General features: G+C 69.8%; 20 protein-coding genes. 8 read left to right on the plus strand and 12 right to left on the minus strand.

Going from position 1 to position 22,053, the window contains the following annotated elements:
• Nucleotides 1–55 precede the first annotated feature (55 nt).
• On the plus strand, nucleotides 56–616 hold the full coding sequence (locus VYJ16_RS04525) for a response regulator (protein ID WP_336349113.1): 561 nt from the start codon (nucleotides 56–58) through the stop codon (nucleotides 614–616).
• Between the two features lie 48 nt (nucleotides 617–664).
• Here the strand turns inward: VYJ16_RS04525 and thiD are convergent, their stop codons facing one another.
• Entirely contained in the window at nucleotides 665–2,098 is a 1,434-nt protein-coding gene (thiD, locus tag VYJ16_RS04530; RefSeq protein WP_336349114.1) for a bifunctional hydroxymethylpyrimidine kinase/phosphomethylpyrimidine kinase, read from the minus strand.
• Nucleotides 2,099–2,212: 114 nt separating this feature from the next.
• Nucleotides 2,213–3,229 carry an AIR synthase family protein gene (locus VYJ16_RS04535; protein WP_336349115.1) on the minus strand — a complete coding sequence of 339 codons (1,017 nt, stop codon included), beginning with the start codon at nucleotides 3,227–3,229 and terminating at the stop codon, nucleotides 2,213–2,215.
• Nucleotides 3,230–3,367: 138 nt separating this feature from the next.
• Here VYJ16_RS04535 and VYJ16_RS04540 point away from each other — a divergent pair, with 138 nt between their 5' ends.
• A complete protein-coding gene (locus VYJ16_RS04540) occupies nucleotides 3,368–4,039 on the plus strand; it encodes a bacterio-opsin activator domain-containing protein (protein ID WP_336349116.1) in 672 nt (223 codons plus the stop codon).
• Between the two features lie 31 nt (nucleotides 4,040–4,070).
• Here the strand turns inward: VYJ16_RS04540 and VYJ16_RS04545 are convergent, their stop codons facing one another.
• The 4 genes from VYJ16_RS04545 to citZ form a co-directional block, all read right to left on the minus strand.
• Complete coding sequence (locus VYJ16_RS04545) at nucleotides 4,071–4,511, minus strand: arsenate-mycothiol transferase ArsC (RefSeq protein WP_336349117.1); 441 nt, start codon at nucleotides 4,509–4,511, stop codon at nucleotides 4,071–4,073.
• Entirely contained in the window at nucleotides 4,508–4,903 is a 396-nt protein-coding gene (locus VYJ16_RS04550) for an ArsR/SmtB family transcription factor (protein WP_336349118.1), read from the minus strand. Before VYJ16_RS04550 ends, VYJ16_RS04545 begins: the two co-directional genes overlap by 4 nt.
• A 605-nt stretch (nucleotides 4,904–5,508) precedes the next feature.
• Nucleotides 5,509–5,967 carry a pyridoxamine 5'-phosphate oxidase family protein gene (locus VYJ16_RS04555; RefSeq protein ID WP_336349119.1) on the minus strand — a complete coding sequence of 153 codons (459 nt, stop codon included), beginning with the start codon at nucleotides 5,965–5,967 and terminating at the stop codon, nucleotides 5,509–5,511.
• Between the two features lie 218 nt (nucleotides 5,968–6,185).
• On the minus strand, nucleotides 6,186–7,322 hold the full coding sequence (gene citZ / locus VYJ16_RS04560) for a citrate synthase (RefSeq protein WP_336349120.1): 1,137 nt from the start codon (nucleotides 7,320–7,322) through the stop codon (nucleotides 6,186–6,188).
• Between the two features lie 200 nt (nucleotides 7,323–7,522).
• Here citZ and VYJ16_RS04565 point away from each other — a divergent pair, with 200 nt between their 5' ends.
• Nucleotides 7,523–8,878, plus strand: a complete 1,356-nt coding sequence (locus tag VYJ16_RS04565) for a potassium channel family protein (protein WP_336349121.1) — start codon at nucleotides 7,523–7,525, stop codon at nucleotides 8,876–8,878.
• A gap of 138 nt (nucleotides 8,879–9,016) precedes the next feature.
• Here VYJ16_RS04565 and VYJ16_RS04570 read toward each other — a convergent pair whose 3' ends face one another.
• Complete coding sequence (locus VYJ16_RS04570; protein WP_336349122.1) at nucleotides 9,017–10,009, minus strand: DUF7536 family protein; 993 nt, start codon at nucleotides 10,007–10,009, stop codon at nucleotides 9,017–9,019.
• A 132-nt stretch (nucleotides 10,010–10,141) separates the two neighbouring features.
• Here VYJ16_RS04570 and VYJ16_RS04575 point away from each other — a divergent pair, with 132 nt between their 5' ends.
• Genes VYJ16_RS04575 through VYJ16_RS04585 form a run of 3 tightly spaced genes read left to right on the plus strand, consistent with a single transcriptional unit; the run spans nucleotide 10,142 to nucleotide 12,787 of the window.
• On the plus strand, nucleotides 10,142–11,098 hold the full coding sequence (locus tag VYJ16_RS04575; protein ID WP_336349123.1) for a succinylglutamate desuccinylase/aspartoacylase family protein: 957 nt from the start codon (nucleotides 10,142–10,144) through the stop codon (nucleotides 11,096–11,098).
• Nucleotide 11,099: 1 nt separating this feature from the next.
• Nucleotides 11,100–12,224: a pyridoxal-phosphate dependent enzyme gene (locus VYJ16_RS04580; RefSeq protein ID WP_336349124.1), complete on the plus strand. Its 1,125-nt coding sequence runs from the start codon at nucleotides 11,100–11,102 to the stop codon at nucleotides 12,222–12,224.
• A gap of 29 nt (nucleotides 12,225–12,253) precedes the next feature.
• Nucleotides 12,254–12,787, plus strand: coding sequence for an NUDIX hydrolase (locus tag VYJ16_RS04585; RefSeq protein ID WP_336349125.1), 534 nt, complete (start codon nucleotides 12,254–12,256; stop codon nucleotides 12,785–12,787).
• A 188-nt stretch (nucleotides 12,788–12,975) separates the two neighbouring features.
• Here VYJ16_RS04585 and VYJ16_RS04590 read toward each other — a convergent pair whose 3' ends face one another.
• Nucleotides 12,976–14,334, minus strand: a complete 1,359-nt coding sequence (locus VYJ16_RS04590; RefSeq protein ID WP_336349126.1) for a tRNA(Ile)(2)-agmatinylcytidine synthase — start codon at nucleotides 14,332–14,334, stop codon at nucleotides 12,976–12,978.
• A 185-nt stretch (nucleotides 14,335–14,519) separates the two neighbouring features.
• On the opposite strand from VYJ16_RS04590, the gene VYJ16_RS04595 reads away from it, so the two are divergent.
• The gene (locus VYJ16_RS04595) at nucleotides 14,520–15,503 is read left to right on the plus strand and encodes a transcriptional regulator (protein WP_336349127.1); all 984 of its coding nucleotides are present in this window, start codon (nucleotides 14,520–14,522) and stop codon (nucleotides 15,501–15,503) included.
• A 133-nt stretch (nucleotides 15,504–15,636) separates the two neighbouring features.
• On the opposite strand, the gene VYJ16_RS04600 is transcribed toward VYJ16_RS04595, so the two are convergent.
• The 4 genes from VYJ16_RS04600 to VYJ16_RS04615 form a co-directional block, all read right to left on the minus strand.
• The gene (locus tag VYJ16_RS04600; RefSeq protein WP_336349128.1) at nucleotides 15,637–15,891 is read right to left on the minus strand and encodes a glutaredoxin family protein; all 255 of its coding nucleotides are present in this window, start codon (nucleotides 15,889–15,891) and stop codon (nucleotides 15,637–15,639) included.
• A gap of 77 nt (nucleotides 15,892–15,968) precedes the next feature.
• The gene (locus tag VYJ16_RS04605; protein ID WP_336349129.1) at nucleotides 15,969–17,393 is read right to left on the minus strand and encodes an arylsulfotransferase family protein; all 1,425 of its coding nucleotides are present in this window, start codon (nucleotides 17,391–17,393) and stop codon (nucleotides 15,969–15,971) included.
• A gap of 82 nt (nucleotides 17,394–17,475) precedes the next feature.
• The gene (locus tag VYJ16_RS04610; protein ID WP_336349130.1) at nucleotides 17,476–18,930 is read right to left on the minus strand and encodes an NCS2 family permease; all 1,455 of its coding nucleotides are present in this window, start codon (nucleotides 18,928–18,930) and stop codon (nucleotides 17,476–17,478) included.
• A gap of 196 nt (nucleotides 18,931–19,126) precedes the next feature.
• Nucleotides 19,127–19,876: a YqjF family protein gene (locus VYJ16_RS04615; RefSeq protein WP_336349131.1), complete on the minus strand. Its 750-nt coding sequence runs from the start codon at nucleotides 19,874–19,876 to the stop codon at nucleotides 19,127–19,129.
• A 118-nt stretch (nucleotides 19,877–19,994) separates the two neighbouring features.
• On the opposite strand from VYJ16_RS04615, the gene VYJ16_RS04620 reads away from it, so the two are divergent.
• Entirely contained in the window at nucleotides 19,995–22,004 is a 2,010-nt protein-coding gene (locus VYJ16_RS04620) for a DEAD/DEAH box helicase (protein ID WP_336349132.1), read from the plus strand.
• Nucleotides 22,005–22,053 lie beyond the last annotated feature (49 nt).

Consider the following 22,053-nt stretch of genomic DNA (forward strand, 5'->3'; position numbering starts at 1 on the left):
TTTATAAACATCTGCCGTATAGTTCATGGTTAGTGGCCCTGTATGTCGGCCGTACATGACTGAGGACGCGTGCGTGCTCGTCGTCGACGACGAAGTCCGGCTGGCCGACATGTTCTCGCGGGTGGTGGGACGCCGACACGAGACACGGACGGCGTACAGTGGCGAGGAAGCCCTGGAAGTCGTCGACGACGACGTCGACGTCGTGCTCTTGGACCGGCGGATGCCCGACAAGACGGGCGACGAGGTGCTCCGCGAGGTGAAGGCGGCTCGCGTGAACTGTCGCGTCGTGATGGTGACGGCGGTCGACCCGGAGATGGACGTCCTGAAGCTCCCGTTCGACGATTACCTCTGCAAGCCCGTCGAGACGGACGTCCTCCTCGACGTGGTCGACCAGCAACTGGAGGCCCAGGCGTACGACGACCGTCTCACGGAGTACATGAGCGTCGTCGCGAAACTCGGCGTCCTGGAGGCGACCGCGGCCGAACGCGACCTCGTCGACCGGGACGCGTACGGCGAGTTGAAGACGCGGGAGGCTGCGCTCCGCGAGGACCTCGAGGACGCCCTGGACGAGTTCGACGACGTCGCGCGGGCGTTCCGAGCGATTCCACGCGCGTGAGTGTGTAGTCGTCGTCCACGCGCGTGAGTCGTCGCTCTTCTCGGCGTGTCAGCGTCGGTCGGCGAGCGTCGTGAGTCGGTCGGCGAGCGTCGTGAGTCGGTCGACGAGCGCGTCGGGCGTCTCGGTCGCGAGTTTCGTCATCGGTTCCTTGCCGTGTGCGCCGCGGTCGACGACGGCGACGGGCCGGTCGTCGTCGCCCCGGTAGGCCTGGTCGGCGCCCCAGTCCATCGTCCCGGGGGCGTCGGCGGGTTCGTCGCGGCGGTCGTACTCGCTGACGGGCCAGTCGAGGGCGTCGAGCGCGTCGGCGACGCGGTCGTCGTAGCGGACGTTGACGGCGTACCGGAGTTCGGGGTGGTGTTCGCGAGCGGCGAGCAGGAATCGAGCGACGTGACTGGAGGCGCCGGGGCGGACGCCACCGGTCGCGCGCACGCCGCTGTGGGTGGTCGCGAGGCGGCCGTCGACGGCGACGGTGTCGGCGACCCGGTCCGCGTGCGGTGGGGCGCCGACGACGTTCGTGCCGACCTCCGGAAGGAGTGCGGCGACGGGAGCGGTCGCGTTCTCGAGCCTGGCGACGACGCGCGAGACGTCGCGAGCGACCCGAGTGAGGTCGGCGCTGGTGCGTGCGTCGACGAGGTGCTGGACGCTCCCGGCGCCGTTGCCGACGTCGTGATGGTAGCGGACGGCGCGCTCCAGGAGGTCGGTCGCGGCGTCGACCGCGTCGACGAGGACTCCGTCGTCGGCGTTCTCGGCGGCGTCGCGTGCGAGGTGGGCGGTGATGGCGGCGGAGAGCGTACAGCCGGAGCCGTGTGTGGCGGCGTCTCGGATGCGCGGATGCTCGAACGTGTGGACGTCGTCGTCGGTGACGAGGACGTCCGTGACGATATTCGAGTCGGTCACGGAGCGGTCGGTCTCCTGTGCGTCCTGGCTGTCGTTGAGGTGGCCGCCGGTGACGAGGACGGCGTCGACGCCGGTGTCGCGGATGGCGAGTGCGGCGTCGCGAGCGTCGGCGACGGTGTCGACGTCGCGGTCGGCGAGCACTGCGGCTTCGTCGACGTTCGGGGTGGCGAGCGTGGCGTCCGCGAGGAGGTCGTGGTACGCGCGTTCGGCGGTGCGGTCGAGGAGGCGGTCGCCGCTGGTCGCGACCATCACGGGGTCGACGACGACGGGCGCGTCGAGTGCGGCGAGCCGGTCGTGGACGGTCTCGACGACGTCGGCGGTGGCGAGCATCCCGGTCTTCGCGGCGGCGACCGCGAAGTCGTCGGTGACGGCGTCGACCTGGGCGGCGACCTCGTCGGTCGGGAGGACGTGCGTCGATTCCACGCCGCGCGTGTGCTGGGCGGTCGCGGCCGTGATAGCGCTCGTGCCGTGGACGTCGTGCGCGGCGAACGTCTGGAGGTCCGCCTGGACGCCAGCGCCGCCACCGGAGTCGCTGCCGGCGACGGTGAGGGCGACCGGACGTGTGACTGGTGCAGGCTCACGCATACGCTAATCACCAAGTGGTACCACCTTGTCGTTGTCGGTCTCGGTGATTGAATCGTCGTCGCCGAAGCCGCCGGTGCCAGGCTCGCACCTACCCGCCCGCCAATTCCGACCGCGTCAACCGTCGCCGTACTCGGCCGAAAGCGCCTCGAACGCCGCCCAGGACGGGTCGACGTCCGGGTGCTCGAGGCGGTCGCCGTCCACGAAGACGCCGTCACCATCGCTGACGCGCCCGATCTCTGCGGCGGTCGCGCCCTCGTCGCGGAGCGCCGCGAGCGCGCCGTCGACGGCTTCCGGCGGGACGGCGGCGACGAGCGTCCCCGCGGACGTACACGCCCACGGGTCGACGTCGAGGTCGCGACACGCCGCCTCGACGCCGGGCATGAACGGGACGCGCTCCCGGTCGACGTCGATGCGGACGCCAGCGCCCGCCGCCACCTCGTTCAGCGCGCCAGCGAGCCCGCCCTCGGTCGCGTCGTGCATCGCGTGCACGTCCGTCGCCGCCGCCAATCGAAGCGCTTCGCGGACGCACGACGCGTCGTCGAGCCGCGACTGTGCGTCCGCAAGCGTCGCATCGTCGAGGTCGAACCCCTCCGGGTAGAGCGTCGTGAGGAGACCCGTCGCTTCGGCCGCCGGCCCGTTCGTCACGAGCACGCGGTCGCCCGGCCGAGCCCCGTCCGGTCGGACGACGTCCTCGTGCTCGCCGACCGCCATCGCGGTCGCAGCCCCCACCCACGGGAACGAACACCCCCCGTACCGCGCAGTATGCCCCGTGAGGACGCTCACGCCGAGGTCTCGGCACTCCGCGTCGACGGTCTCCCAGACCGCCGCGAACGCCTCGTCCGTCATCTCCGGCGGAAGCGAGAACGAGACCGCGAGATGACTCGGTGGGATACCCGAGACCGCGACGTCCGCGAGCACGATGGAGAGCGCGAACTCCGCGGCGCGCTCCCAGCCGAGCGCCGGCAGTATCGAAACGGGGTCCGTCGCTGCGACCAGCGCCGTCCCGTCGACGTCGAGCACGCCGAAATCCACGCCGTGTTTCGGGCCGAGTGCAACGTCGTCGCGCGAAGCACCGAGGTGATCGAGGACGTGCGCGTCGAGGAAATCGCGGTCGACCTTCCCGAGGTCCATGCCCGTACTCGCGTCGGCGCCCCGATAGCCGTGGCGATTCCCACCCCCACGTCACTCGCCAGCGATTCCACCGCTTCACGGCCGCCTCTCGGCCCGTCAGGGGCAATACGTATCACGTCAGAAACCCTCTCTTCAGGAATGAGCGTCATCGCAGAGTTCACCGCCGACGGCGACGACTTCGTCGTCGGCCGGGCGCTCGCCGTCTCGCACGGCTCGACAGTCGACCTGGAGTGCATCGTCCCGATCGACGACGGGCTGTTCCCGTACTGTCGCGTTCGCGGTGAAGCCGACCCCGCGGTGTTCGCCGAGACGCTCGCCGCGAACCCCGCGGTCGACGCCGTCGTGCTCGTCCCCGACGAGGACGACGGCGACCTCTACCGCGTCACCTGGAGCGAGAACGCCGTCGACGACCTCCTCGAACTCCTCATCGAGCACGAGGGACAGGTGCTCGCCGCGAGCGCGCGCGACGGCCGCTGGCGGTTCCGCCTGCGGTTCCCGTCCACCGGGCTGCTCGCCGACTTCCAGCGAACGACCACCGACGCCGGCATCCCGCTCGAGGTCGGTCGCGTCTACACCGCCGCGGAATCGACGGACCCCGACTTCGGGTTGACGACCGCGCAGGTGGACGCGCTCGTCACCGCCGTCGAGACCGGGTACTTCCGCGTGCCACGCGGCATCTCGACCGCGGACCTCGGCGCGTTACTCGGTATCAGCGACCAGGCGGTATCCGAACGCATCCGCCGGGGCGTCGAAACCCTCGCGCGGAACGCGCTGAACGTCCCGGACGGCCAGCGAGACGGGAGTCGCTGAGCACGCGCCGTCGTCGGGGTTCGTCCAGGACTCAGTTCGCGGCCGCGAGCTCGTCGAACAGCGAAGCGACCCGCTCGGCGATCTCGTCGCGAATCGCGACCGCTTCCTGGCGCGTCGCGTCGTCCGGGTCGTCCAGTCCCCAGTCGCGGTTCTCGCCCGCCCACGACGCCGGACAGACGTCCTCGGCCGCACACCCCATCGTGACGACGTAGTCGCACGCCTGTATCTCGTCGAACGTCACCTCGCGCGGGGTGCGGTCCGCGAGGTCGATGCCGACGTCCGCCATGACGTCGACGACGACGTCGTGCACGTGCTCGGCGGGGTCCGTACCGCCAGTGACGATACTGACGTCGCCGTCGAGGTCGCGCTCGGCGAGTTCGCGCTCGGCGAACGCGGTCGCCATCTGACTTCGCCCCGCGTTCTGCACGCACACGAACCCGACAGTCGTCACCGCGTCGGCATCGTCAGTCATCGCACGCCCTCCGCGGTCGCGTCGAGCGCGTCGAGCAGCGCCGTCGCTCGCTCGGTCGTCTCGTAGTACCGCCATCGACCCTCCTTCCGCCGGTCGAGTAGTCCCGCCGTCGTCAGGTCACTGAGCGCGTGACTCACCGCACTCTCGCTCACCGACAGGAACGGCGCGAACTCGCAGACACACAACTCCTCGCCCGCCGCCTCGAGGATGCGGACGATGCGGTAGCGCGTATCGTCCGCGAGCGTCCGGAGCACGTCGAGGTCCCGCGCCCGCGACCGCTCGTCCGCCGTCGCCGCGAACCCCGACAGCTCGCGACGACGCGCCTCGACGTCCGACGGACAACACTCGTCGTCGGTCGCCGCCACGAACCGCTCCAGCCTGCTAGTAGACATACTCGAACACTTGCACACTCGTTCAATCAAGCTACCGGTTCGCCAACGACACCACCAACCCACCACCCTCCACCCCGAACGACACCACCGAGCCAGTGCCACGCAGACTCCCGCAACCCTCAAATCCCAACATCGCCTCCAGGACTCGAAGGAGGTGAAGCAACCAATGACGTGTCTCCGATGCACCCACCCCACAAACCACACGGGCGGGTCCACACACTGCACGCACTGCGGCTGGCGCGAATCCAGCGGCGCAGATTAAGCAACCATCTTTTTACCGACCATCTTTTTACGTCGTCGGGTCGCCTGCGGCGACCGCTCCTCGTAAAAACATGGGTGAAAAACACCCGGGCCTCGCGACGCTCGGCCCGGTGAACCGGCGGCTTCGCCGCCGGACGCTTCTCCGACACCGCACCGCGACCGCAACACCGACCGCCACCGCAACAGCAGCAGCAGCGACCGCCACCGCAACAGCAGCAGCAGCGACCGCCACCGCAACAGCAGCAGCAGCGACCGCCACCGCCACCGCGACCGTGGAGGTTTACGTCTCGTGTAAACCTCATGGTCGGTGACGGTGGCCGTCACCGGGTCGGGCCAGCCGTCGGTCATTCCTCGGGGTCGACGACCTCGGTCGCGCCGTCGAGCGGCGTCCGGCGACCCGTCACGCTCTCCGCGTCGAACCGGTACAGCGCCGCGTCGAGGTCCTGCACGGTCTCGCCGAAGATACGCATCGGCCCGAACCGCTCGTTGATCGTCGTCGCCGACGCTTCTCCCTCACGGACCAGGTCGCCGCGGAGCAGCACGCTCCAGGACTCCGACTCGCCCGCACCGTACACCACCAGCGACGCGGACGTCGTCGCCTCCAGGAACTCGAGCTTCTCGCTGCCCTCGCGCTCCCCGAGCCGCACGAACACGTCATCCCCGTCGTAATGCACGTGCACCGGGACACCGTACGCCTCACCGCCATCCGCGAGCGACAACACCCCCGTCTCCGCTCGCGACAGATACTCGCCGACCTCCGCCTCGTCCATCCCGAGCGTATACACGTACTCGACGTTCCTCATACCGACCACTACGCCCGCCACGACCATAGCACCACCCCACGAACCCACCCCGCGAGAACCACCACCAACAGCACCACTCCAGAACAGAACCAGCCCAAGAACACAGCACCGCTCGGCCAGAAACGGCGACCCCGCAATCAGAAACAGCGACACCTCGGCCAGAAACGGCCGCCTGGCGGCGGCCGTATGCTCGTGCAGTCAGTCAGTCAGTCAGTCAGTTACCGCTCGCCGAGCGCGACGAAGTCCTCGTGTTCGCTGCCGACGTAGCGGGCGCGCGGCCGGATGAGGCGGTTGTCCTCGTACTGTTCGAGGACGTGCGCGATCCAGCCGCCGACGCGACTCATCACGAAGATGGGCGTGTAGATGTCGATGGGGATACCCATCTGGTAGTACGTCGAACTCGAGTAGAAGTCGACGTTCGGCGCGAGGCCCTTCTCGTCCATGATGTACTCCTCGATGCTCGTCGAGTACTCGTACCACTTCAGGTCGCCCGCCGCCTCGCCGAGCTCCTTCGAGCGTTCGCCGAGGATCTTCGCGCGCGGGTCCTTCACGTTGTAGACGCGATGCCCGAACCCGGGGACGCGACGGCCTTCGTCGAGGAGGTGCTCGACCCACTCCACGGGCTCCATGTCCGTATCGTCGAGTTCGAGCAGCGCCTCCATGACGTCCTGGTTCGCGCCGCCGTGCAGGCTCCCGGAGAGCGCGCCGATGGCGCCCGGGATCGACGAGTGGAGGTCCGCGAGCGTCGACGAGATGACCATCGACGTGAACGTCGACGCGTTCAGGCCGTGGTCGGCGTGGAGGACGAGCGCCATGTCGAACGTCTCCGCGAGCACGTCGTTGGGCTCCTCGCCGTTCAGCATGTAGAGGAAGTTCGCGGCGTGAGACAGGTCCTCGCGCGGCTCCACGATCTCTTCGCCGTTCCGCACGCGGTCGTACGCCGCGAGAATCGTCGGGATCTTCGCGGTGATGCGGCGGCCCTTCCGGAGGTTCGCCTCCCGGTCCGTCGGGTCCGCGGCCGCGTCCGGGTCGTACGCGGAGAGCTGCGAGACGCCTGTGCGAAGGGCCGCCATCGGCTCCTCGTCCTGCTCGGCGAGCTCGCGGACGGTGTCGATGACGCCGTCGTCCACGTGGCGCTCCGCCGCCATCGTGTCGCGGAACTCGTCGTACTGCTCCCGATTCGGGAGCTCCCCGTGCCAGAGGAGGTAGAGGACTTCCTCGTAGCTGGCGCCGCGAGCGAGGTCCTCGATCTCGTACCCGCGGTAGATGAGTCGCCCTTCGTCGCCGTCGATGAAGCTCAGCGCCGATTCAGCGACCAGGACGCCCTCCAGCCCCTTCTTCAACTCGTCAGACATACCGTGAACCTTGACGGGGGTGGCCGAAAAGGGTTGTCGTTCACGACGTAAGCCCCGCGAAGTCGGTTGTTCGGCGTTTCACTACGAATCCAGTTCTCGGTCGGTCGCCGCGGTCGTCGCAGCGAGAGCGCGGCGGCGGTGCCCGGTCGGCGTCGACGCGCGGGCGAACGCTTTTTTCGCGGCCCAGCGTTGGTCCGGGTATGACGGGGAGCGTCGAGTACGAGCCGGTGAGCGTGAAGGCGGTGCTCGCGGAGATGAAGGACACCGCGGAGCTCATGATCGACCTGTCGTACTCGGCGGTCCTGTTCGGGAGTCCCGCGGTCGCCGAGGAGGTATTAGCGCTCGAGGACCGCATGGACGTCCTCCAGATGCGAGCGCGGATGAGCCTCCTCGTGGCGGCGCGGAGCCCGGAGGACGCGGAGGCGCTCGCGCCGGTGCTCGCGGTCGTCGGCGCGACCGAGAAGATCAGCGACGCGGCGGGGGACATCGCGAAGGTCGTCCTGGAGGAGATCGGACTGCCGGACGCGCTCCGGTCGGTGCTCCCGGAGGCGGTGGAGACGGTGGCGCGCACGGACCTCGTTTCGGAGTCGCGGTACGCGGGTCGCTCGCTCGCGGACGTGAACCTGGAGACCGAGACGGGCGTCCGCATCATCGCCATCCGGCGTGGTGGGGGGCGCGCGCACGAGAACGACGGCGCGTCGACCCCCCGGGACGACGAGTCAGGGGGTGCGTCCACGACGCGGGAGGCGGCGAAGCGCCCGGCGAGCCGCGGCGACTGGCTCCTGAATCCCGACCGCGATACCGTCCTCCAGGCGGGGGACGTGCTCGTGCTCCGTGGGCCGGACGAGCAGTTGGCGGCGGTCTCGGAGACGGCGTCGGGCGAGCCCTACGAGCCGCCGGCGGACGTCGAGGCCGGTATCGACGACCTGGAGCGCGCGGTGGACGCGATCGTCCTGATGAAGAACGTGAGCGAGGTCGCGGTGGACCTGGCGTACGGCGCGGTCCTCTACGACAGCACGGCGCTCGCGGAGGAGGTCGCGGAGCTGGAGGCGGAGGTCGACGCGCTGGAGTCGCGGTTCGAGGCGTGGACGCTCCGCGCCGCCGCCCGCGTCGACGACCCGGTGTCGCTCCGCGGGCTCGTGCATCTCGCGGGGTCGACGGAGGTCATCAGTGACGCGGCTCTGGAGATCGCGGAGGGCGTGCTGCGCGGCCTCGGCACGCACCCGGTGGTCGCCGAGGCGGTGTTCGAGAGCGACGAGGTCGTCGTCCGCCTGGAGGTGGCGACGGGGAGCGAGCTCGCTGGGTCGACGCTCGGCGAGCACGAGGTGGCGACGGAGACCGGGATGCGCGTCGTCGCGGTCCGGCACACCGCCGCAGACGGCGACGGTGATGGCGACGGTAGCGACGACGGAGACGGTGACGGCGGCGAGTGGGAGCCGTCGCCGGGGCCGACGACGACGCTCCACGCCGGCGACGTGTTCGTCGCGAAGGGCACGCGAGCGGGCGCGGAGCGACTCGCGGCGCTCGCGGGCGACGATTCTCTGGACGTGGACTGACTGACTGACTGACCGTTCGAGCGTACGGCCGCCCCCAGGCGGCCGTTTCTTGTCGATAGCTTGACTGACCGTTCGAGCGTACGGCCGCCCCCAGGCGGCCGTTTCTGTCTGCTGGGCCGCCGATCGGTGTTTCGGGTCTCAGACGGGGCGTTCGGGGTACGTGCCGGGGTCGCGGGCGACGGTGACGCCGAGGAGTATCCAGGCGAGGCCGGGGAGGACGAGCAGCGTTATCGGCGTGAGGAGGGGTTCCGTCGCGACGAGCCCAGCAAGTCCGAGGGACGCGCCAGCGAAGGCGCTTGCGCCGGTCGTGAGGGGCGTATCACGGGTTCTGCGGTGGACGGCGAGCGCGAGGGCGGCGGTTCCGGCGGCGAGCGCGAGCGCTCCGCCGACGAGGAACCCGGCCCCCGTCACGTTCCCGGGAGTCGCGCCGAGGAACGCCTCGGTCTCGAGGAACGTCGCGACGTGAACGAGGGCGATGCCGACGAGCGCGAGGACGGCGCCGGCGTTCGCGACCCGCGGTCGCGCGAGGACGTGGTCGAACACGTCGGTCCCGTCGCTGTCGAGCGAATCGGTTCCGTCCCCGTCGGCGCTGCCGGTGCGGGCGAGCGCGCTCCACGCGCCCACGGCGAGGACGAGCACGGGCAGCGGGAGCGTCGCGAGGACGAGGGGTTCGACGCTCGCGGGCGCGACGTCGACGGTGACGGCGAGCGCGAGCGCGCCGGTGAGCGCCCACCACGCGCCGCCGACGGCGGCGACGACCGCGGCGCGGCGCGTCCACTTCGCGTAATCCATGACGCGGCCGGCGACCGCGCGAACCGCGAGCGCGCTCGCGACGAGGAGCGTCGCCGCGGTCGCGACGACGAACGCGAGCGCGACGTACAGAATCGGGGATTCGGCGCGCGCTGGCGTCCCGGGGTCGACGAGCGGGAGGACGACGAAGAACCCGAACACGACCGCGGCGAGCGAGAGCCCGACGGCGAGCCCGCGCTTGGCGTGGTCGACGACGCCGAGCGCGTCGACGAGGCCTGCGACCGGCGCGCGGTCCGGGCGGTCGTCGACCGCGCCCGTCCCACCGTCCCTCGCGGCGGACTCCTCGGCGTCCGACGACGACGTCGACGAAGCGTCTGGCACGCGCGACCGTAAGGCTGGCGCGCACAAAGCCCCGACGATTCCCGAGGCCGACCGCACCCGCTCGACGCACGCCACCCCGACAGCCCCCGGGCATCCGAACAATAAAGACGCGTCGTGCGTTCCGTTCCGGTAATGACGACGCTGGGCAGCGCGACGGCCGACCCGGGCGAGGTCGACACCGGGCGGTTGACCGTCGGCGAGACGCGAGACGGCAGCCCCATCGGGCTACCGGTCTGCGTCATCAACGGCGCCGACGACGGACGAACGCTCTACATGCAAGCGGCGAGCGACGGCGACGAACTCAACGGCGTCGGCGTCCTCCGCGAGGTCGTCCCCCGAGTGGACCCGAGCGAGCTCGCCGGCGAGATACACATCGTCGGGATCGTGAACTATCACGCGTTCCAGGTCGCGAAACACCGGAACCCCATCGACGACACGAAGATGAATCGCGCGTACCCCGGCGACACCGAGGGGTCCTCGAGCGAGCGCATCGCCGCGGCGACGTTCGACGTCGCTCGCGACGCGGACCTCGTGCTCGACCTCCACCAGGGGTCGACGAGTCGGATGATAAACGAAGCGCGCGTCCGGTGTGGGCGACGGCATCGCCTCCACCAGAAGTGCCTGGAGCTCGCGAAGGTGTTCGGCGCCGGGCACATCCTCGACCAGAAGGGCCCGGACGGCCAGCTGGCGCGCGCCGCGCCCGACGAGGGCGTCCCCACCATCGACCCCGAGCTCGGCGGGAGCGTCGGGTTCGACGAGGAATCGATCCAAATCGGGGTCGACGGCGTGTTCAACGTCCTCCACTACTACGACTTCATAGAGGGCGACGTCGAGCGGGCGACGCAGACGCGCGCGAAGAGCTTCGACCAGTACGGCTCGCCCGCGGGCGGCCTCGTCGACTTCCACGTCGACCTCGGCGCGGACGTCGCCAGGGGCGACCGCTTGTTCACCGTCACCGACCCGTTCGGGACGCGGAAGGCCGAAGTGACCGCCGACTCCGCGGGCGTGTTCTGGCGGACGCGACGCCTTCCGCAGGTCGCGTCCGGCGAGTACGTCTGCTCGGTCGGCACCGACATCGACTCCTACTAACATGGTACGCGACCTCACCTGTCCGAGCTGTAACGAGACGTACGACGCCGGCGCCGAGGAACCCTGGCGGTGCTCGTGCGGGCACGCCCTGAACCTCGTCGACCAGCCGGTCCCCGGCGGCGACCCCCTCCCGGTCTCGCAACTCGACACGCGACGGGGCCTGTGGACGTTCCACGAGTTCCTCCCCGTCGAGCGTCGCGTGAGCTTCGACGAGGGGTTCACGCCGCTCGTCGACGCGCCCGACTGGGGCGCCGACTTCAAACTCGAGTACCTGTTCCCCTCCGGGTCGTTCAAGGACCGCGGCGCGACGACGACGCTGTCGCGCGCGGTCGACCTCGGCGTCGACAAGGTCGTCGAGGACTCCTCCGGGAACGCGGGTGCGGCCATCGCGACGTACGCCGCTCGCGCCGGCATCGAGGCGGACATCTACGTGCCGGCGGACGTCAAGCAGTCGAAGCTGATGGCGATCCAGCGCGCCGGCGCGCGCCCCGTTCGCGTCGAAGGCTCCCGCGAGGACGTCACCGCGGCCGCGATAGACGCGGTCGAGAACGGTGAGGGCTGGTACGCGAGTCACGCGTGGAACCCGGCGTTCTACGCGGGGACGATGACGTTCGCGCTCGAGCTCGTCGCGCAACGCGACTGGGAGGCACCGGACGCGGTCGTCCTCCCCTGCGGGCACGGGACGCTCCTCCTCGGCGCGTACCGCGGGTTCGACGTCCTCGCGAAGGCGGGCATCATCGACGACGTACCGCCGCTGTTCGCCGCACAGGCCGCGGGGTACGCGCCCGTCGTGGAGGCCCGCCACGGCGAACTCGGAACGACCGAAGTGCACGCGGACGACGAACCCGAAGCGCCGAACGAGATCGCGGACGGCATCCAGATCCGCGAACCGGCTCGCATGGACGAGATACAGCACGCCATCGAGTCCTCCGGCGGTGACGCCATCGCACTCGGCGAGAACATCGTCGAGAACACGCTCGACGACCTCCACCGCGACGGCTTCTACGTCGAACCGACGTGCGCCGTCGCACCCGCCGCCCTCCGGAAACTCCAGGACGCGGACGTCCTCCACGCGGAGCACGACGTCGTCGTCCCGCTCACCGGCAGCGGCCTGAAGACGCTCTGAATCGCGGCCGAACTCCTCTCCCCCCATCGATGACCACCTACGAAGCGACGTACTGTCCGCGCTGTGGCACCGAACTCGGAACGACGCACGTCGACGGCCGCGACCGCCAGTACTGCGCGTCCTGCGACCGCGTCGAGTGGCGCAACCCCGTGCCGTGCGCGGGCGTCGCCGTCGTCGACCCCGAGCGCGGCGCACTCCTCACGCGTCGCGACGTGGAACCCGGCGTCGGCAAGTGGACGCTCGCCGGCGGCCACATGGAGGTCGAGGAGTCCCCCGAGCGCGCGGCCGCCCGGGAACTCGCGGAGGAGACGAACGTCCGCGTCGACCCCGAGGACCTCGACCTGCTGGACGCGTACACGCTAACGCGAGGGGACGGGAAGTACGTCGTCTCCATGGGATACGTCGTTCACGCGCGCCACGCGACGGGCACGCCCGAACCCGGCCCCGAAGTACAGACGGTCGGCTGGTTCACGCCGGACGAGTTCGCCGCCAGCGACCACCGATACCTCGAACCGCACGACCAGCGCTTCGAGCGCGCCTGGACGCACGTCACCGAGGACTGACCGAGCACACCCCGTGTCGCGTCCGAGCGTTCAAATAGGATGCCGCGGCGACCGCCCACGATGCACTGACGAGTCGGTCGCGTCGCCCGAGACGGGAGCGTGAACCAGCGACGCGACCCCCCGCCGCGGTTCGCCTGCTCGCCCCACAGGGACGCGAGTGACGACGCCGTCGGGACGCGACCGCACACCTAGCGCTCGGGGTGCGTGGACGCGTCGAATCCGCCCCTGACGAGTGGCTTCGCCAGATGGCGGCGCGCGCACGGCGGCACCTCGTACCAACCGGGTTCGAGGTCGCGTTCGAGGGGCGCCTCGACCTTCCCGGGCGCGCTCGTCACACAGTCCCGACAGCGATAGCCCTGGTCGCGGCCCGCGGACTTCATCGACCGCCCGCAGTCTGGACAGTCGGGCGTCGCCAGTTCCGTCTCCACGCGCTCGCGGAGCGCGAACTTCTCCAGTTTCAGCGTCCCATCGCTGACCTCGCCGCAGACCGTGACGCGGTCCCCAGGGACGAGCGACCGGACGCGGTCCCGGAAGTGCTTCGTCGGCTCGAACGCCGCCGCCTCGCGCACGACCGACTCGTCGTCGGCCGCGTCCACGGCCGGGATCGCGGTCGCGTCACCGCCCGGACCGACGACCGCGTCCCCGCCCGCGAGTCCGACGAAGACGTGCCCGCCGCGGCGCGTCTCCGGGGTGGTCGCGACGACGGCGTCGACGCGGTACGCGCGGTCGTCGCCGAGGTCGGCGAGCGACGCCCCCGTCCGGAGGTGCGCGTCCGTCCCCTGGTTCGTGACGAACGTCTCCCGCGACCGGACGGACTCCGTCCCGTCAGCGCCGACGGTGTCGTCGACCACGCGACGACACGCCTCGGGGTCGTCGCCGCGGACCGCGAGCAGGATGGGACACGGCGTCCGTGGAACGCACACGAGGTCGCCAGTCTCGCGGTCGACGGTATCCCACGCGCCGGGGTACGCGTCGTCTGCCGCGTCGAAGAGGGCGTCTGCGTCCACGTCGCGGTCTGTCCCCCAGCGCTCGCGCTCGCGGTACGCGATGTGTTCAGTCGTCCAGTCCTCGAACGCTCGCCACGCGCCGACCGCCGCGAGCGCGCCGACGACACCGCGCCCGTCGCCCCAGGACTCGACCGCGAACCCGCACTCCGAAGCCAGCTCGCGAGCGTCCGCGAGGTCGTGGAGCTCGTGGACCGCGTCCGCCGCGAACGCCGCGACCGCGTCCGGAATCGCGTCGGGGTCTCCGGGATCACCGGCGGCGACGACGAGTCCCGGGTTCGTCTCCGGCGCGTCGACCTGCGCGCAGTCGTCCACGACCTCGCTCGCGACGCCGCGAACGACCGCGACCGGCGCGTCGGTATGCACCGCGAGCGCCGCGTTCCCTCGCGTCTTGTGTTTGACCGCCGGATTCAGGCGGGCGAGCACGACGCGGTCGACGTCGTGGCCGCGGTCGCGGAGCGCGGTCGCTATCGAGTGCGCGACGAACGTCGTGCACATCCCGGTGACTCGCGAATCCGTGTCGTCGACGCCAACGACCGTCATCGCCAGACCGTACGGCCTCGCGCCGACAAACCCGTTTCGGGCCGCGTGCGTCCCCCGTCGAGCGGCTCGCGTCCCGCACCACGATACTATTTAAGTGGTTCGCCGGGTGAATCGGTGAATCGCCCGACTGGACGCGTCTGGCCGCGTCACAACGCATATATGGCATCGCCAGCTTACGTGTGGGTATGTCCCGGGAGGCACTACTGGGGAACATCACCGCGATGCTCGGCGACGCCGGCTTCGTCGTGAGCGACCGGTGCGCGGTCCGCCCCAAGAGCTTCGACCTGGTCGCCCGCCGCGGCGAGGAGATCCTCCTGGTGAAGGTGCTCGCGAACGTGGACGCGCTGGACGCCGCGACGGGCGCGGAACTGCGTCGCCTCGGCACGTACCTGGACGCGACGCCGATCGTCGTCGGCCTGCGGACGCGCGACGAGGATCTGAAGCCGGACGTGACGTACTTCCGGCACGGCGTCCCCGTCATCTCGCCGGATACCGCCGTCCAGTTGTTCGTCGACGGCATCCCGCCGCTCATCTACGCCGCACCGGGCGGGTTGTACGTGACGCTGGACGGTGACTTGCTCGCGGACGAACGCCAGGAGGCGGAGATGAGTCTCGGACAGCTCGCGAAGGAACTCGGCGTGTCCCGGCGCACCGTCTCGAAGTACGAGGACGGCATGAACGCGAGCGTGGAGATCGCGCAGCGACTGGAGGAGTTGTTCGACGCGCCGTTGACGGCGCCGGTGGACGTGATGGACGGCGCCGAGGAGGTCCGCGAGGCGGACCCGATGCCGGAGGACCCGGAAGCGGACCCCGACGATGCACCGGTCGTCGCGGTCCTGCGTCGCGCCGGATTCAGCGTGCATCCGACGCTCCGTGCACCGTTCAAGGCGGTGAGCGAGGACGAGGAAGGCAGGGGTCGTGGCGACGCGGAGTCGACGGTCCTCACCGGTCACAGCGAGTTCAATCGAACCGCGGAGAAGCGCGCTCGCATCATGGCCTCGATCGGGAACGTGACGCGGACGCGCTCGGTGTACTTCGTCGACCGGTCCAAGCGCGAGAGCGTCGACGGCACCGCCATCATCGAGATGGACGAGGTCGAGGACGTCGACGACGCGGAGACGCTCCGGGACATCATCCGGGAGCGCTCCGACGTCGAAGAACCCGCCTGATTCACGCCGTCTGAAGCGGTTTCGGCGTCTCTCAGAGGCGCCTCCGACGGCTCTCGTTGTTTGATTCAGAAACGCGGTCGAGAGCGGTCGCTCTCGTGCGAATCGGTTCGTGGAGAACGCGGGAATCGACGGGTCAGGCGGCGGCGTCGCCGTAGGTCTTCTCGAGGTACGCGACGATGTCGTCGGATTCCGGCATCCCCTCGACGTCGTGTTCGGTGTCGACGAGCACGGGGACGCCCGTCTGGCCGCTGACGGCTTTCACTTCGTCGCGTCTCGCGTGCGAGCTCGGCACCTCGTGGGATTCGTACTCGAGTCCGAGTTCGTCGAGTTTCGACTTCACCTTCGCGCAGTACGGACAGCCCGGGAGTTCGTAGAGTTCGAGTGTCATCGGTCGAGGGGACGCGTTCCGTGGACAAGAGGACCGTGGTCGCGTGCACGCGTCGTGCAGGAGCGAGCGGTTCGCGGTCAGCTCGTGAGACGCTGCCGGGCGCTGGCGAGGCGCGCGCGCTGCCAGTACGCGAGTTCGCCGACGGTCCACGCGACCGCGAGGATGGCGGCGACGACGAGGCCGACGAACGCCCACGGGTCGAGCCACACCGGTCGTACCCACTCGGAGATGACGTCCCACTGGTCGGCGAACCCGTTCGCGGCGCCGCCGACGACGGGGAGTTCACCGAACGTTCCCGACACCCAGTCCGAGAAGCTCATGGACTCGCCGGTGCCGGGGACGAGGCCCGCGCTCCCCGACAGCCGGTACGACCCGCTCGCACCCATGTCGCGGATGGTGGGGCGCGACGCGTTCATCGCTTCGTCACCGTACACTTCGCGCTCCACGTCGTACGGCGCCCACGGCGCGAGCGTCTCCCAGACGATCTCGCCGGACGGCGTCACCTCGACGACGCGATGGTTCTGCGTGTCGACGACGAGCGTGTTCCCGTTCGGGAGGCGGTCGGCGTCTCGCGGCCAGTCGAACTGGCCGTTCCCGACCTCCCACACCTGATTCCAGTCGCACGTCCCGTTCGCGTACCGGGATTCGCACGCGTACTCGACGACGCGGTCGTTCTCGGAGTCCGCGACGAGGACGGTGGGGGTGCCGTTCTCGCTCTCGAGGTACGTCGGGTTGTGCTGTTCGTCCATGATCTCGTGGTTCCCGTCGGCCCCGAGGCGCATCGTGACGTTCTTCGTCGACTTGTTCACGACGATGACCTGGTCGAAGTTCCGCGGGGAGAGCATGTACTCGCCGGGCGCGATCTTGTCGATGTCGTTGACGTGCGACCAGTCGCCGGTGTTCGAGATTCCCTGGTCGGTGCTCGCGGGGTAGTGGTCGGCGAAGTCCCACTCCCACGTGCGTTCGTCGGTCGTGAGGTTGTAGATGAACGCGCCCTCGTCGCTCGTCGACCCCTCGCTCGCGCGGAGGTGCGCGACGAGGAGCTGGTCGCCGTTGATGAGGTCGACGTCGTGCGTGTCCGTGATGTTCAGGGTCTCGGACCAGACGCGCTCTCTGGTCTGCGGGTCGAGCTCGTAGACGAGCGTCTTCCCGGGTTTGGTGTTGACGGCGAGGAGGTTGCCGTTCGGGAGCGGGTCGACGTCGTAGAACCACGAGACGCTCTCGCCGCCGTCGTACACCCACTTCGTGCTGGCGCGTTCGTCGAACGCGACGAGTCGCGCGGGCTTCTTCTTGTTGCCTTCGCCGTCGAAGTGGAACCCTTGCACGGCGACGTACGTGGTGCCGTTCGCTTCGTTTTCGACGGTTCCGGCCTCGAGTTCGGGGGGCTCGTAGTTCGCGCTCGTGACGCCGGCGCCGACGACGAGCGCGAGGACGACGACGGCGAGGAGCGCCCTGAGCTTGTGGCGGCGTGGCGCGTCCACGAGAGCGGAGCGGGCGGACATTAGGCGTAGGAAACGGTACGGTCGGTATAAGCCTCGTGGTATGCGGTGACTGTGGCGCGAAAAGCGGGTCTTCCGGCGGTGTCTAGGCGAGCGTGTTCGTGCGGACGACGTAGTAGATGACGACCGCAGCGGCGAGTGCCCACTGGCCGACCTGGACGTCCTCGAACTCGCCTTGCGCGGTCTTGACGAGCGGGTAGGACAGCAGGCCGGCGGCGATGCCGGTGGCGATGGAGTGCGTGAGCGGCATGAGCGTGATGGTGAGTGCGCCGGGGATGGCGTGGGCGTTGTCGTCCCACGCGATGTCGGTGACGTTCCGGAGCATGAACACGGCGACGACGAGGAGTGCGACGTACGGCGCGTACGCGGGGAGGAGGCCGAGCAGTGGGATGAACGGGAGCGTGAGGAGGAAGAGGCCGGCGACGACGAGCGTCGTGAACCCGGTGCGGCCGCCTTCCTCGATACCGGTGGAGGATTCGATGAACGTCGTGACCGTCGAGGTGCCGAGGATGCCGCCGACGGTGGTACCGATGGCGTCGGCCATGAGCGGTTCGTCCATGTCGGGGACTTCGCCGTCCTCGTCTGTCATGTCGGCCGCGCGGGAGAGGCCGACGAGCGTGCCGGCGGTGTCGAAGAAGTCGACGAAGAAGAACGTGAACAGGACCATCGCGAACGTGAGGCCGGTGACGTCACCGAAGCCCTCGAGGAACGCGCCGGCGAGCGGCGTGATGTCGTAGGATGCGGCGTCGAACGCGAGCGCGTCGTTCACGATACCGATGACGTCGCTCGGTGCGAGTGCTTGCGGCTGGAGGTCGTAGGTGTCGCCGACTTCGTTGGCTGCGGCTTCGAGGCCGACAGCTGCCGCGATGTAGCCGAGCGCGCTCGTGCCGAGGACGCCGATGACGATGGACCCGCGCGTGCCGCGGGCGTAGAGGACGAACGTGAGGAGGATGCCGAGGATGGAGACGACGGCGACGGGGTCCTGGGCGAGGATTGGGTTGAACGAGAGGATGTCGCTCGTGTCGAACGCGGTGATGCGCATGAACTGGAGGCCGATGATGGCGAGGAACAGCCCGATGCCGGGGCCGACGCCGGCTTTGACGGGTTCGGGGAAGAGGTTGATGACGTACTCGCGGGCGCCGATGGCGGTGAGTGCGATGAAGAGGACGCCTTCGAGGAAGACGGCGGCGAGCGCGGTCTGCCACGTGATGCCGAGTTGTGGGGAGAGGACGACGCTGACGAAGAACGCGTTGAGGCCCATGCCGGAGGCGAGCCCGAACGGGAGGTTCGCGTAGAGCCCCATGACGAGCATCGCGGCGACCGCGGAGAGGATGGTGGTGACGGCGAGGAGCTGGACGGCCATCCCGTCGGCGACGCCGAGTTTCGCGTCGGTGATCGCGATGTTGAGGATGAACGGGTTGACGACGATGATGTAGCTCATCGTGAGGAACGTCGTCAGGCCCGCGAGCAGTTCGGTCGAGTAGTCTGTGCCGTGGTCGTCGAAGCCGAAGAACGCGGCGACGCTATCACCCAGAGCCATGATTCACGTTCGACCAACTCAAGACCACCATCGTAAATACTTTCGATTGGAATGCGGATTTTCTATACACGAATATGGATAGAAAACGGGTTTGGACAGATTACGGTCCGAGACGTGTCTGAGGAATCTGAAGTATCAGCAGCGGTCGCTCGCTCCCCGTTGGGGAGTCGACTCGCGCACCGCTCGCTGTCCGGAGTCAGTCCACGCGCCTGCTTCCGGTGGCGGTGACGTCGACGCCGGGACTGTAGTAGTGCGGGCCCTCGCGGTCGGGGTCGGGGAACCCGTTCGCCTCGAACACCTGGTTCTCGCGGACGTCGACGTCGACGGTCGCGAGCGGCCAGCGCGGGTGCTCGATGCCCGCCGAGCGGAGGTCGCCGCCGGGCGTCTCGGTGTAGTACCGGTAGCGTTCGGTGAGGAACTCCGCGAGCGTCCCGGGCCGTGCGTCCAGCGGGTCGTCGGGGTCGCCGCCGAGGCCCGCTTCGGGCTCGCTCGTCGGCCGGTACGTCGCGTCGAAGTTCGCGGGGCGAGTCCCCGGGTGCGTACGACGTGACGTGAAGTGAACGCCGCCCGCTCCGTCCTCGTCCAGCGAGATGTCCGCGCGGTAGTACGGGAGGTGATGGAAGACCCGTGCGGCGGCGACGCCGAGGTCGCCGTCCGCGTCGAGACTGTAGAAGTAGACGCCGGGCGCACCGCCGCCGTCCGCGTCCGTCCGCCGGACGTACGTCCGCAGGTTCAGTTCGGGGAGCGCGAACCCGAGCCCGCGCGGGAGGCCCTTCGGGCGGACCGCGACGTTCGTGAACGGCACCACCGACAGCCACGCGTCGCCGTCGTACGTGTCCACGGCGAGCGCGTCCGGGAGGCGCTCGTCGACGACGGACGGCTCCACCGGATAGTTCAGGAACGCGAGGTTCAGCCACCCCATCGCGACCGGCAGGTCGGGGAACATACGCGACGATAGGGCCCCCAGGCCCGTAAGGAGGCCGCTCACCGAATCCGACGCGCTCGGGAGTCCATCCCTCGCCCGGACGATTCTTTATACGTGGTCCCGCCGAAATCCCTGCCAGATGGACGTCGCCGACCTTCCACTGGACGACGAGTTCGTCGCGCACTTCGAGTCCCAGGGCGTCGAGGAGCTGTACCCGACGCAGGTCGCGGCCGTCGAAGCGGGCGTCTGCAACGGCGAGCGCGTGCTCGCGGCGATCCCGACGGCGAGCGGGAAGACGCTCGTCGCGGAACTCGCGATGCTGACCGCGGACGGCCCCGCGCTCTACGTGGTGCCGCTACGGGCGCTCGCGAGCGAGAAGTTCGACGAGTTCGACGCGCTCCCCGGGGTGAGCGTCGGGATGGCGACCGGCGACTTCGACGCGACCGACGAGGACCTCGCCGAGCACGACGTCGTCGTGGCGACGAGCGAGAAGGTCGATTCCGCGATCCGGAACGGCGCGAGCTGGGTCGAAGCGCTGTCGTGCGTCGTCGTCGACGAGATACACCTCCTGGACGCCGAGGGCAGGGGGCCGACGCTCGAGGTCACCATCGCGAAGCTCCGCCGGTTGACGCCGGACGTCCAGCTCGTCGGGCTGTCCGCGACCGTGGGGAACGCTCGCGCGATCGCGGACTGGCTGGACGCCGAACTGGTCGCGTCGGACTGGCGGCCCGTGGACCTGAAGACGGGCGTGTACGCCGACGACGCGATGCAGTTCTCCGACGGCGAGGTCCGGCGGGTGCCGGCGGGCGAGCAGGGGGCGGCGCGCGCGCTCGCGTCGGACGTCGTCGAGGGCGAGGACGGCCAGTGCCTCGTGTTCGTGAACTCGCGCCGCGGCGCGCAGGACCTCGCTCTGACGCTCGTCGACGAGTTCTACGCGACGCCCGCGGACGTCGCCGAAGAACTGCAGTCGACGGCGCGGACCGCGACGGGCGTGGAGCTCGCGCGCTGTGCGGCGCACGGCGTCGCGTTCCACCACGCTGGGCTGGCGAGCGAGCAGCGCAGGGTGGTCGAGCGCGCGTTCCGCGACCGCGAGCTGAAGGTCATCGTCGCGACGCCGACCCTGGCGGCGGGCGTGAACGTCCCCGCCCGACGGGTGGTCGTCCGCGACCACGAGCGCTGGAACGGCAGCGAGATGGAGCCGCTGTCGGTGCTGGAGGTCCACCAGATGTTCGGGCGCGCCGGTCGTCCGCACCTCGACCCCTACGGTGAGGCGGTCGTGGTCGCGGAGAGCCACGAGGTCGACGACGTCCGCGAACGGTACGTCGAGGCCGAGCCCGAGCCGGTGCGCTCGAAGCTCCGGAGCCAGCGCGCGCTCCGCACGCACGTCCTCGCGAGCGTCGCCAGCGGGTTCGCGGACTCGCGAGCGGCCATCCTGGAACTCCTCGACGAGACGTTCTACGCGCACCAGCGCCGCGAGGGCGGCGGCGTCGACGGTGAGGACGCCAACGACGACGTGGACGCGACGAGCGACGACGGCGGCGAGGAGGAGACCGCTGACGACGGCGACGATGGCGGTATCGACGACGTCGTCGACGAGGTGTTGACGTACCTGGACGCGGTCGGGATGCTGGCGCGCGACGGCCAGTCGGTGCGTGCGACGCCGCTCGGCGACCTCGTGTCGCGCGTGTACGTCGACCCCGTGACGGGCGCGAGCGTCGTCGAGGCATTGGAGCGCGCGTCGACGCTCCCGCACGTCACCGCGCTCACGGTGCTCGAACTCGTCTGTGATACGCGAGACATGCCGACGGTGTACGTCCGCGACGACGAGGCCGGACAGGTGAGCGACGCGGCGATGCGGCGACGCGACGAACTCGCGCGGGACGTCATGGACTTCGACGGCGACTACCAGGCGTGGCTGGACTCGCTGAAGACCGCACTCCTCCTGGAGGACGTCTCGGAGGGGATGGACGTGGAGCAGCTCAGCGAGCAGTACGGCGTCGAACCCGGTGACGTCCGGCGGTCCGTCGAGCGAGCGGAGTGGCTGCTGACCGCGACGGAGTCCCTCACCGAGCACGTCGACGCCGATCTCTCCGCGGTCGCGGCGGTCATCAGGGAGACGCGCGACGACCTCGTCGCCGTCGACGTCTGAGCGTCGCTCCGGTCGGCTCGCGCGGGCGAGCGCGGTCCTGTCCCGCGAC

The sequence above is a fragment of the Halorubellus litoreus genome (assembly GCF_037081675.1).
GTDB lineage: Archaea > Halobacteriota > Halobacteria > Halobacteriales > Natrialbaceae > Halorubellus > Halorubellus litoreus.